At 46.5% G+C, this 12705-nt stretch carries 5 protein-coding genes, 2 tRNA genes and 3 rRNA genes; 3 read left to right on the top strand and 7 right to left on the bottom strand.

Translation table 11 applies throughout. The features are described 5' to 3' along the window. The first annotated feature begins 39 nt into the window (after positions 1-39). On the top strand, positions 40-3357 hold the full coding sequence (mscM, locus tag AAHH42_RS03900) for a miniconductance mechanosensitive channel MscM (RefSeq protein ID WP_072551112.1): 3318 nt from the start codon (positions 40-42) through the stop codon (positions 3355-3357). 87 nt (positions 3358-3444) lie between these two features. Here the strand turns inward: mscM and ybjG are convergent, their stop codons facing one another. From ybjG to gmhB, 7 genes are all read right to left on the bottom strand, one after another. Then, complete coding sequence (ybjG, locus tag AAHH42_RS03895) at positions 3445-4050, bottom strand: undecaprenyl-diphosphate phosphatase (RefSeq protein WP_072551110.1); 606 nt, start codon at positions 4048-4050, stop codon at positions 3445-3447. A gap of 474 nt (positions 4051-4524) precedes the next feature. Next, a 5S ribosomal RNA gene (rrf, locus tag AAHH42_RS03890) occupies positions 4525-4640 on the bottom strand. Between the two features lie 84 nt (positions 4641-4724). Then, positions 4725-7637: ribosomal RNA gene (locus tag AAHH42_RS03885) — 23S ribosomal RNA — on the bottom strand. Positions 7638-7809: 172 nt separating this feature from the next. Then, positions 7810-7885: transfer RNA gene (locus AAHH42_RS03880), tRNA-Ala, on the bottom strand. A gap of 114 nt (positions 7886-7999) precedes the next feature. After that, positions 8000-8076, bottom strand: a tRNA-Ile gene (locus AAHH42_RS03875). Positions 8077-8189: 113 nt separating this feature from the next. Further along, positions 8190-9736, bottom strand: a 16S ribosomal RNA gene (locus tag AAHH42_RS03870). Together the 16S, 23S and 5S rRNA genes with 2 tRNA genes alongside form the textbook arrangement of a ribosomal RNA operon. 432 nt (positions 9737-10168) lie before the next feature. Beyond that, positions 10169-10735 carry a D-glycero-beta-D-manno-heptose 1,7-bisphosphate 7-phosphatase gene (gene gmhB, locus AAHH42_RS03865; RefSeq protein ID WP_072549920.1) on the bottom strand — a complete coding sequence of 189 codons (567 nt, stop codon included), beginning with the start codon at positions 10733-10735 and terminating at the stop codon, positions 10169-10171. A 190-nt stretch (positions 10736-10925) separates the two neighbouring features. Here gmhB and metN point away from each other — a divergent pair, with 190 nt between their 5' ends. Beyond that, the gene (metN, locus tag AAHH42_RS03860) at positions 10926-11957 is read left to right on the top strand and encodes a methionine ABC transporter ATP-binding protein MetN (protein WP_342221718.1); all 1032 of its coding nucleotides are present in this window, start codon (positions 10926-10928) and stop codon (positions 11955-11957) included. Then, positions 11950-12603, top strand: a complete 654-nt coding sequence (locus tag AAHH42_RS03855) for a methionine ABC transporter permease MetI (RefSeq protein ID WP_342221717.1) — start codon at positions 11950-11952, stop codon at positions 12601-12603. The genes metN and AAHH42_RS03855 overlap by 8 nt, the downstream gene beginning before the upstream one ends. Positions 12604-12705 lie beyond the last annotated feature (102 nt).

Raw genomic sequence — 12705 nt, 5'->3', positions numbered from 1 at the left:
AACAGAAAGAAAATAAGGAAGCATCACGTGCGCCTGATAATGATATGCCTATTTCCTCTGTTATTCACTATACCGGCTCAGGCGGCAACTCAGATCGATGAAACGCAGCTCAAGCAAGATCTGCAACAGGTGTCGTTAAATACCAAGATGCCCAATCATGCAGAAATTGTTCAGGCGTTACAAGGGGCGCTTAATTGGTTGGAAGAAGCAAAAGAGTCCAAAGACCGGTCTAGTCAGTATCAAGCTGTTATTAATAATTTCCCTAAGCTAATTAAAACATTACAGCAAAAGGTAGCGGAGGAAAATGACAAATCGCCACTGGTACCTGCTACTTTTACCACCAACGAACTCGAACAACAGATCCTTAAAACCAGTAGCCAGCTATCAGATTTAGAGCACCAGATGCAACAGGAGCAGGAACGTGCACGAGAAATTAGCGATTCTATTGTGCAGGTACCATTGCAACAATCAGACGCACGGCACATTCTTGCTGAAACTAAGCAACGACTCCAGTCATACAGCAATCCAATGACACCCCTGGCGCAAGCCAGGTTTTCTTTGCTACAAGCAGAAATTGTAGCTCGTAAAGCAACAGTTAATGAATTGGAGTTATCCCAACTTTCTGCTAATAACAGACAGGAGCTTTCGCGGATACGTGCTGAGTTATACAAAAAGCGCTATGAACGTATGGATGCGTTATTGCAGATTTTGCGTAACACTATCAATAATCAGCGGCAGCAAGAAGCAGAACAAGCGTTGCAACGTACCGAGTCACTGGCAGGACAAGGGATCGGTTTACCGGCATCTATCAGTAACCAGTTACAAACTAACCGTACACTTTCTTATGCGCTGAAGCAGCAAACTCAACGGATGAATGCAATTGCGGCTTCGCAACGTACAGCCGCAGCACAAGCACTACAAGTACGTCAAGCGTTGAGTACTATTCGTGAACAAGCGCAGTGGATTAGCGTGTCCGCCGCCTTGGGGGAAACTCTGAGAATGCAGGTAGCCAGATTACCCGAGATGCCAAAATCTCAGCAATTAGATCGTGATATGGCTCAATTACGCGTCCAACGACTCAATCTAGAAGATACTTTAGAAAAACAACAACATGGAGTGAAGTTCACCCAAGATAATGGTGACCTGCTCACTATCGAACAACAACGTATTCTTGATGCACAATTGCGTACACAGCGCCAGCTGCTTAATGTGCTGCTATCGGGTTACGATACCCAAATTTTGGAACTGACCAAACTTAAAGTCGCGGATAGTCAGCTGGTGGATGCACTCAATGAAGTGCGTGAAGCTGCACACCGTTATTTGTTTTGGGTCGCCGATGTCAATCCGCTTTCTCTCTCCTATCCGATTAATGTTGCTCGCGATCTTACTCGCTTACTCTCTCTTGATACCCTATCACAACTCGGGGGTGCCTTGGTGATGATGATAACCAATAAGCAGACACTAATCCCGATTGTTGGCGCATTATTCTTTGTCGGATTCAGTATTAGCTCTCGTCGCCATTATTATGCGTTTCTCGAACGGACAAACAGCTACATTGGTAAGGTTAATCAAGATAAATTTTCATTAACATTACGCACAGTGTTCTGGTCAATCCTGATAGCGTTACCGTTGCCGGTATTGTGGGCAGCGCTGGGTTATGGTTTACAGAACGCCTGGTCTTACCCGATGGCGGGAGATATTGGTATCGCTGTTACCGCGACAGTACCCGTGCTATGGATATTTATGATAAGTGGTGCTTTTACACATCCTCACGGCTTATTTATCGCTCACTTTCGCTGGCATCCTGCACAGGTTGCCAGAGCAATGCGTTTCTACCGCATGTCGGTATGGCTGATTGTTCCACTGATGATAGCTCTGATTACTTTTGAAAATTATAGCGATCGTGAATTTGCAGGTACCTTAGGACGGCTATGTTTTATTCTATTATGCGTCGCACTCAGTCTAGTGACCAACAGTTTGAAACGTGCTGGCATCCCGCTGTATCTGGATAAGGAAGGTCATGGTGAGAATAGGCTCAATCGTGCATTATGGGAACTATTACTTTCTGCTCCTTTAGTTGCAGCGCTGGCTTCAGCACTGGGTTATCTCACCACTGCTCAAGAGTTGCTAGTACGTTTAGAAACTTCGGTTGCTATCTGGTTTTTTTTGCTAGTCATTTACCATATTATTCGGCGTTGGATGTTGATTCAGCGGCGACGTATTGCATTTGACCGCGCCAAGCAACGGCGTGCCGATATTTTGGCACAACGGGCACGTGGAGACGATGATGTTTCCTTCGGTATCAATCCTGAAAGCGCCAACGAAACCGAAGAGCCTATGATTAATCTCGATGTAATCAGCGCCCAGTCACTACGGCTAGTCAGATCGATTCTCACTATGATCGCTTTAGTTTCCGTTATCGCCCTATGGTCGGAGATTCATTCTGCTTTTGGCTTTTTGGAAAACATCCGTCTGTGGGATGTCACCACTACGCTCAACGGAGTGGAAAGCATACAACCTATCAGTATGGGATCGATATTAATTGTTATTTTGGTCGTCATCGTCACTACTCAATTAGTGCGTAATTTACCCGCGCTACTGGAATTGGCTTTATTACAACATTTGAATCTTGCTCCTGGTACAGGTTATGCCATTTCCACCATTACCAAATATCTGCTGATGCTACTCGGTGGTATGGTAGGTTTCTCATTATTGGGTATTGAGTGGGCAAAATTTCAATGGTTGGTCGCTGCTTTAGGTGTTGGTTTGGGTTTTGGTTTACAAGATATTTTTAACAATTTTATATCCGGCCTGATCATCTTGTTTGAAAAACCGATCCGTATCGGCGATACCGTTACTGTCCGTGATCTCACGGGTAGCGTGACAAAAATCAACACCAGAGCGACCACGATTTCTGACTGGGATCGTAAAGAAATTATCGTACCAAATAAAGCATTTACCACGGAACAATTTACCAATTGGTCGCTATCAGATCCGATCACTCGAGTCGTTTTGACCGTTCCAGCACCTATCGAAGCCAATAGTGAAGAAGTCACTGAGATATTATTAATCGCATCACGCTGTTGTTCACTTGTATTGGATACACCGGCTCCAGAGGTGTATCTAACCGATATACAGCAGGGGATTCAGATCTTCGAATTACGTATTTACGCTGCCGAAATGGGACATAGGATGCCGCTAAGGCATGATATCCATCAGCTGATACTCGCTGGGTATCGAGAACATGGCATTACCCTACCGTTCCCACCTTTCCAAATACGTACAGACAGACTCAGTCGGGTTAGTGGTTCTATTTCTAATCGGAACAATAATGGCCATACCCAGGGTAATTTATAATTAGGCTTTTGCAAAACCGTAGCGAGTACTGTGAATTTTGAGTTAAATGTGACGTTGCTGGTGATAGGATAGCCTCAACGATAGAATTTACGCTTTTATCCAGCCTTTACTAATAGGAAACGCAAAGCAGAAACGGTAGAACTTAAACAAATATTGAGTAATACAATCACCCAATAAATGCCATACCCCTTGTGACAATAAACAGCCCATAAGCCCAACGAAAAATGCACCCAGCATATCCAACGGCCAGTGAACACCGAGGTAGATCCGTGACCAAGCAATAGCCAATGCAATGATGATCAAACCCATGCCAGACCACAGCCTATGCCAAAATAAAAAAGCCAGTGCAAAAGTAAATATTGCGCTACCGTGGTTACTTGGAAAAGAGCTATCAGGAACATGAGCCAAAAAAATATAACCAAAACCTTCAACAAAAGGTCGTTCATGGGGTAGCAACCGGCCAATGACAGCAGAGAGTAACATCGAAAAAACTAAAGCAATAGCCGTTTTAATAACCAGTTGACGCTGTAATACCATGCTATTTGCTGTCCCCCATAACCACAGGCCAATCAATAACAAAGGGATAATGAAAATAGCATATCTAGCAAGTACAATGGCAAATGTAATCGTCTCAAAAGTAGACGCAGGAGTAGCATTGATCAAAGTAAAGAGAAAATGATTGAGTTGTTCCATTATTAACTCCATGGTTGTCGTCATAACAATGTTCATCAATAGACCTCTTGCATAATCTGCTGTGTGGTGTGAATTCGGTGTGACACGGTGCTCACAATCCGCACATACTCGTATGCTAACGAAGGTTACTGCACACCATGCGCCTTAACTTCACATAACGAACAACGATTTTACAAGAAGTCTAATTGAAACAAACGCTCTCATAAACTGTTCGCATTTCAGTCACTAAAGCAAAAACATTGCTTGTAGAGGAACACCGTACTACCACATACCGGTACCCCGCTCTCACCAACAAAGAGTGAGTAGACGTTGTCAAATAGTTTGACTAAAGTAAAAAACCAATATCAATGCACTAGTGAGTCGCATTGGTATTACAAAAAACTGAAGCCCTGCGTTTTCACACAGGGCTTCAGTTACCTTAGTATCTGTCCAATATAACCCTTTCGGATACCAACTACTACCTTAAAAATGGATGCCTGGCAGTGTCCTACTCTCGCATGGGGAAACCCCACACTACCATCGGCGCTACAATGTTTCACTTCTGAGTTCGGAATGGGATCAGGTGGGACCATCGCGCTAGGGCCGCCAGGCAAATTCTTTCTCTCAACATGTCTCTCTCAACATGTCTGCTTCTAGAAGCAAGCTGAATCAACATAAAACAACTTCGGTGTTGTAAGGTTAAGACTCCTGGGTCATTAGTACTGGTTAGCTCAATGCATCACTGCAATTACACACCCAGCCTATCTACGTCTTCGTCTTAAACGTCCCTTCGGAGATTACTATCTCTGGGAAGAATCATCTCGGGGCAAGTTTCCCGCTTAGATGCTTTCAGCGGTTATCTCTTCCGCATTTAGCTACCGGGCTATGCCATTGGCATGACAACCCGTACACCAGCGATGCGTCCACTCCGGTCCTCTCGTACTAGCAGCAGACCCCCTCAATCTTCCTACGCCCACGGCAGATAGGGACCGAACTGTCTCACGACGTTCTAAACCCAGCTCGCGTACCACTTTAAATGGCGAACAGCCATACCCTTGGGACCTACTTCAGCCCCAGGATGTGATGAGCCGACATCGAGGTGCCAAACACCGCCGTCGATATGAACTCTTGGGCGGTATCAGCCTGTTATCCCCGGAGTACCTTTTATCCGTTGAGCGATGGCCCTTCCATTCAGAACCACCGGATCACTAAGACCTACTTTCGTACCTGCTCGAGCCGTCACTCTCGCAGTCAAGCTAGCTTATGCCTTTGCACTATCCTCACGATGTCCGACCGTGATTAGCTAACCTTCGTGCTCCTCCGTTACGCTTTAGGAGGAGACCGCCCCAGTCAAACTACCCACCAGACACTGTCCTTGCGCCGGGTCACGGCGCTAAGTTAGAAAATCAAAAACTAAAGAGTGGTATTTCAACAACGGCTCCATGCAAACTGGCGTCCACATCTCGTCGCCTCCCACCTATCCTACACATTAGTTCTCAAGTCCCAGTGTCAAGCTATAGTAAAGGTTCACGGGGTCTTTCCGTCTTGCCGCGGGTACACTGCATCTTCACAGCGAGTTCAATTTCACTGAGTCTCGGGTGGAGACAGCCTGGCCATCATTACGCCATTCGTGCAGGTCGGAACTTACCCGACAAGGAATTTCGCTACCTTAGGACCGTTATAGTTACGGCCGCCGTTTACCGGGGCTTCGATCAAGCGCTTCTCCTCGCAGATTACACCATCAATTAACCTTCCGGCACCGGGCAGGCGTCACACCGTATACGTCCACTTGCGTGTTGGCACAGTGCTGTGTTTTTAATAAACAGTTGCAGCCAGCTGGTCTCTGCGACTCACATACGCTCAGCACGTTCTCAGTGCCTCACCTACATCAGCGTGCCTTCTCCCGAAGTTACGGCACCATTTTGCCTAGTTCCTTCACCCGAGTTCTCTCAAGCGCCTTAGTATGCTCTACCTGACCACCTGTGTCGGTTTCGGGTACGATCGTCTGTTACATCTCACTTAGTGGCTTTTCCTGGAAGCCGGGCATCTGTTACTTACGTACCTTACGTACCTCCTCATCTCGCCTCAAGATTGTGTGCCGCCGGATTTGCCTAACTGCACTCCCTACACGATTGAACCGGGTAAACCGTCTCCCGGATAACATAGCCTTCTCCGTCACCACTTCGTCATAACAAACTGTACAGGAATATTAACCTGTTGCCCATCGACTACGCTTTTCAGCCTCGCCTTAGGGGTCGACTCACCCTGCCTCGATTAACGTTGGACAGGAACCCTTGGTCTTTCGGCGAGCGGGTTTTTCACCCGCTTTATCGTTACTTATGTCAGCATTCGCACTTCTGATACCTCCAGTGAACATCTCTATTCACCTTCTGCGGCTTACAGAACGCTCCCCTACCCAACAGTCATTACATCTGTAATCACCACTGCCGCAGCTTCGGTGCATGGTTTAGCCCCGTTACATCTTCCGCGCAGGCCGACTCGACCAGTGAGCTATTACGCTTTCTTTTAATGATGGCTGCTTCTAAGCCAACATCCTGGCTGTCTTCGCCTTCCCACTTCGTTTCCCACTTAACCATGACTTCGGGACCTTAGCTGGCGGTCTGGGTTGTTGCCCTCTTCACGACGGACGTTAGCACCCGCCGTGTGTCTCCCGTGATATATTCTTCGGTATTCGCAGTTTGCATCGGGGTGGTAAGCCGGGATGGCCCCCTAGCCGAAACAGTGCTCTACCCCCGAAGATAATCTCACGAGGCGCTACCTAAATAGCTTTCGGGGAGAACCAGCTATCTCCCGGTTTGATTGGCCTTTCACCCCCAGCCACAAGTCATCCGCTCATTTTTCAACATAAGTCGGTTCGGTCCTCCAACGGGCGTTAACCTATCTTCAACCTGCTCATGGCTAGATCACCGGGTTTCGGGTCTATACCTTGCAACTCGTCGCCCTATTCAGACTCGGTTTCCCTACGGCTCCCCTAAACGGTTAACCTTGCTACAAAATATAAGTCGCTGACCCATTATACAAAAGGTACGCAGTCACCCTATTCAAGGCTCCCACTGCTTGTACGTACAGGGTTTCAGGGTCTCTTTCACTCCCCTCGCCGGGGTTCTTTTCGCCTTTCCCTCACGGTACTGGTTCACTATCGGTCAGTCAGGAGTATTTAGCCTTGGAGGATGGGCCCCCCGTCTTCAAACAGGATTTCTCGTGTCCCGCTCTACTCTTTGAGTGCAATGTCAGCGCATTTTTAGGTACGGGGCTATCACCCTTTATCGCCGACCTTTCCAGGTCATTCCCCTAACCACTCTTAACAATACACACTCTGGGCTGCTCCCCCCTCGCTCGCCGCTACTAGGGGAATCTCGGTTGATTTCTTTTCCTCGGGGTACTTAGATGTTTCAGTTCCCCCGGTTCGCCTCGTTAAACTATTTATTCATCTAACGATAGTGCAACTTATTGCACTGGGTTGCCCCATTCGGGGATCGTCGGCTCTCTCGCTTCATATCAGCTTACCGACGCTTTTCGCAGATTTGCACGCCCTTCTTCGCCTCTGACTGCCTAGGCATCCGCCCTGTACGCTTCATTACTTAACCTTACAACCCGAAATTGTCTTCGGGTACTGAGTTCTCACAACGACACACGCCTAATTTTCATCACGCATGACTTCATCGCCTCAGCTTCAGCTTGTTCCAGATTATTAAAGAGCAACTGTTCCACAATACATTTCCACCTTGCAGCATCAATATATTCTGAAACGGTTTTACATGGTGGAGCTAAGCGGGATCGAACCGCTGACCTCCTGCGTGCAAGGCAGGCGCTCTCCCAGCTGAGCTATAGCCCCATGCAACGTATAAAAAAAGCGACGACCTCATCGCAACAGCTCCCCAAGCAAAACGCAGAGACGTAACCCTTGATGGCACAATAAATACCATACTAACGCAACATCGGAGCCTGTTGGTGGGTCTGAGTGGACTTGAACCACCGACCTCACCCTTATCAGGGGTGCGCTCTAACCACCTGAGCTACAGACCCAACAAGGTACAAAACCAAACCAATTCCTTAGCTCGGCTCGCTTTTTCTATAAAAAACACTCATTACTTCTATCAGACAATCTGTGTGGACACCACGCAATACCTATCTTCAGGTAAGGAGGTGATCCAACCGCAGGTTCCCCTACGGTTACCTTGTTACGACTTCACCCCAGTCATGGTTCACAAAGTGGTAAGCGCCATCCCAAAGGTTAAGCTACCTACTTCTTTTGCAAAACACTCCCATGGTGTGACGGGCGGTGTGTACAAGGCCCGGGAACGTATTCACCGTAGCATTCTGATCCACGATTACTAGCGATTCCGACTTCATGGAGTCGAGTTGCAGACTCCAATCCGGACTACGACGTACTTTATAAGGTCCGCTCACCCTCGCAGGCTCGCTTCTCTTTGTATACGCCATTGTAGCACGTGTGTAGCCCTACTCGTAAGGGCCATGATGACTTGACGTCATCCCCACCTTCCTCCGGTTTATCACCGGCAGTCTCTCTTGAGTTCCCACCTCTACGTGCTGGCAACAAAAGATAAGGGTTGCGCTCGTTGCGGGACTTAACCCAACATTTCACAACACGAGCTGACGACAGCCATGCAGCACCTGTCTCAAAGCTCCCCGAAGGGCACGTCAACATCTCTGTCGACTCCTCTGGATGTCAAGAGTAGGTAAGGTTCTTCGCGTTGCATCGAATTAAACCACATGCTCCACCGCTTGTGCGGGCCCCCGTCAATTCATTTGAGTTTTAACCTTGCGGCCGTACTCCCCAGGCGGTCGATTTAACGCGTTTGCTCCGCAAGCCACAGTTTATAACCACAACCTACAAATCGACATCGTTTACAGCGTGGACTACCAGGGTATCTAATCCTGTTTGCTACCCACGCTTTCGCACCTCAGCGTCAGTCTCTGTCCAGGGGGCCGCCTTCGCCACCGGTATTCCTCCAGATATCTACGCATTTCACCGCTACACCTGGAATTCTACCCCCCTCTACAAAACTCTAGACTCTCAGTTTCAAATGCCGTTCCCAAGTGAAGCTCGGGGATTTCACATCTGACTTAAGAAACCGCCTACGTGCCCTTTACGCCCAGTAATTCCGATTAACGCTCGCACCCTCCGTATTACCGCGGCTGCTGGCACGGAGTTAGCCGGTGCTTCTTCTGCGAGTAACGTCCATTAGCAACACTCTTTGCATTGCTTCATTCCTCCTCGCTGAAAGTGCTTTACAACCCGAAGGCCTTCTTCACACACGCGGCATGGCTGCATCAGGCTTGCGCCCATTGTGCAATATTCCCCACTGCTGCCTCCCGTAGGAGTCTGGACCGTCTCTCAGTTCCAGTGTGGCTGGTTATCCTCTCAGACCAGCTAGGGATCGTCGCCTAGGGGAGCCATTACCTCTCCTACTAGCTAATCCCATCTGGGTTCATCTGATGGCGCGAGGCCCGGAGGTCCCCCGCTTTGGTCGCGTAACATCATGCGGTATTAGCTACCGTTTCCAGTAGTTATCCCCCTCCATCAGGCAGATCCCCAGACTTTACTCACCCGTCCGCCGCTCGCCGGCAAAGATAGCAAGCTACCTTCCCGATGCCGCTCGACTTGCATGTGTTAGGCCTGCCGCCAGCGTTCAATCTGAGCCATGATCAAACTCTTCAATTTTATTTACTGCTCTGCGCTTCAATATGAAATCAGCCTCAACCACTTTGCAGTAAAAAACAAAACGATCACGGATTCATACATTCTTCAGCACTTTATTCTTGCTTTTGCCCAGTCTTTTTCAAAACCAAGCGATAGCATATTGCCAGTGCCCACACAGATTGTCTGATTAATTGTTAAAGAGCAAGGCGTTGACCACTTATCGGTATCTATATCAACCGGCTATCTGTACAACGCGAGGGGGCGAATTCTACGCTTCCCTTGTCGAGAGTCAAGATTTTCTTGTCTTGAATTTCGTTCTATCGGATAAACTATTCAGCAAATCACTGCCGATCACCATTCCAATGAGGTGCGCATTATAGGGAGCTATTTAAGAATGGCAAGGGTTTATAACAAATTTTATTTTTTTTGTACTTACTTACAGGTAACGCCAAATTATTTATCTCTTTTTTTAATCACTGCAGGTAAATCGGCTAGACTGTCCAGCACCCAATCAGCGGCTGCTACAGCGGCTGTGGTCGTTTCTTTACCGCTTCTTAACAATACTTTAGTAGCAACATGCGCAGCCTGAGCCGCCTGCATGTCTTCGATTGTATCTCCAACCATGTAAGAAGCCGCCATATCGATGTGTAGCTCGTTTTTCGCCTGCAGTAACATACCGGGTAATGGTTTACGACAATCGCAAAGCTGACGGTATTTATCTTCACGGCCTTCGGGATGATGAGGGCAGAAATAGATGCCATCAAGATCTACACCACGATCAGCTAATGACCAGTCCATCCACTCGGTCAAGGTTATAAACTGTGCTTCCGTAAATTTTTTCCTAGCAATGCCAGATTGATTAGTCACCAGCACCAAAGCAAATCCCATTGCCTTTAATTCACAGCAGGCATCAATTACACCTTCTATAAACTGAAAATTATCAATTTTATATACGTACCCGTGATCGATATTTATAGTACCGTCCCGATCTAAAAATATCGCTGGAACAGATTGGATCATTTAGTGGTCCCCTGATATAAAGTTAATTTGGCCAGTATCGCATTATTTATTGATTATTGGGCATTCAAAAGAAATAGTGTTACCCGTTGACTTAGCCATCTAGACGCCTTAACATCCAATTTGGATGTCGATTACATTCAATTTTATTTTTTATCTCTCCAGCAAACTTCATAGTTAAAATAAGAATAATATGATTAGACTTTCTCACATCAGCAAAGTATTCAAACAGGAAGCGAACACGATTAATGCACTCTCTGACGTCAGCTTGCATGTTCCTACTGGACAGGTCTATGGCGTTATTGGTGCTTCTGGAGCAGGAAAGAGCACCTTGATTCGCTGTGCAAACATGTTGGAGCGCCCTACTAGCGGTCGGGTATTGATTGATGGGCAAGATCTTACCCAGTTATCCGCGGGGCAACTGACAAAGGTTCGACGTCAAATCGGGATGATTTTTCAACATTTTAATTTGCTTTCTTGCCGTACCGTTTTCAATAATATCGCCTTACCATTAGAATTGGACAATTTGCCTTGCACTGAGATAAAAAGAAGAGTGAGCAAATTACTAGATTTGGTTGGATTGATAGATAAACAAAATGCTTATCCGACTAACCTTTCTGGTGGGCAAAAACAGCGTGTAGCCATTGCTCGTGCTTTAGCAAGTAATCCTAAGGTTCTATTATGCGATGAGGCCACTAGCGCCTTAGATCCTGCAACAACCCGTTCTATTCTAGAATTATTAAAAGATATTAACCGCCGTTTAGGATTAACCATTCTGTTAATTACTCATGAGATGGATGTAGTAAAGCGTATTTGTGATCAAGTTGCCGTGATCAGTGCAGGTAAATTAATTGAACAAGGTAGCGTCAGCAAGATATTCTCTCACCCCAAAACACCTTTGGCACAACAATTTATCCAGTCAACGTTACATCTAGATATCCCCGATGATTACAAACAACGCATGAGCGTACAGCCAGCACCAAGCCGTGTTCCCTTATTGAAACTGGAGTTTACTGGTCAATCCGTTGATGCACCATTAATTTCACAGGTGGTACGTCGCTTTAATATCGATATTAGTATTCTCAGTTCGCAAATGGATTATGCTGGCGGGGTTAAATTTGGTGTTATGCTAGTTGAAATGCACGGTGAAGAGCAAAGTAGATTGGCCGCCATCACATTTTTGCAACATCATCATGTAAAAGTCGAGGTTTTAGGTTATGTCTGAAGCAATGATTTGGTTATTGGGCCGAGGCATTTGGGAGACGCTGATGATGACCTTCGTTTCCGGTTTTTTTGGTTTTGTTATCGGATTACCCATTGGCGTATTGCTGTATGTGACTCGCCCGGGGCAAATTATCTCGAATACTACGTTGTATAAATTACTATCCGCACTGGTCAATATTTTCCGTTCTATACCTTTTATCATTTTATTGGTATGGATGATCCCTTTTACTCGTTTGCTGATTGGTACTTCTATTGGTCTACAGGCCGCTATTGTGCCTTTAACCGTAAGTGCTGCTCCCTTCATTGCACGTATGGTCGAGAATGCCATGTTGGAAATCCCATCCGGTTTAATTGAAGCAGCTCGAGCGATGGGAGCCACACCATTACAGATTATCAACAAGGTGTTACTACCTGAAGCGCTACCTAGTTTAGTCAATGCAGCAACCATTACTTTAATTACTCTGGTTGGTTATTCCGCTATGGGAGGAGCTGTCGGTGCTGGAGGGCTGGGTCAGATCGGTTATCAATATGGATACATCGGTTATAACGCCACTGTAATGAATACTGTATTAATCTTGTTAGTCACTTTGGTCTATCTGATGCAATTTGTTGGCAATTACATCGTTAACGCCTTAAACCATAAATAGCATCGTTAACTTTAAACACCTGTTCAAAATCGTCGTAAGCGACGCTCAAACGAGGAAGAAATTAACGAAAAAGTGCTGTTACCTTGTATGTAGTGGAAAGCA

The sequence above is a fragment of the Candidatus Fukatsuia endosymbiont of Tuberolachnus salignus genome (genome assembly GCF_964030845.1).
In the GTDB taxonomy this organism is placed as follows: domain Bacteria; phylum Pseudomonadota; class Gammaproteobacteria; order Enterobacterales; family Enterobacteriaceae; genus Fukatsuia; species Fukatsuia symbiotica.
The sequence above is the reverse complement of the archived record's forward strand: the minus strand, read 5'-3'. Positions and strand labels throughout refer to the sequence as shown.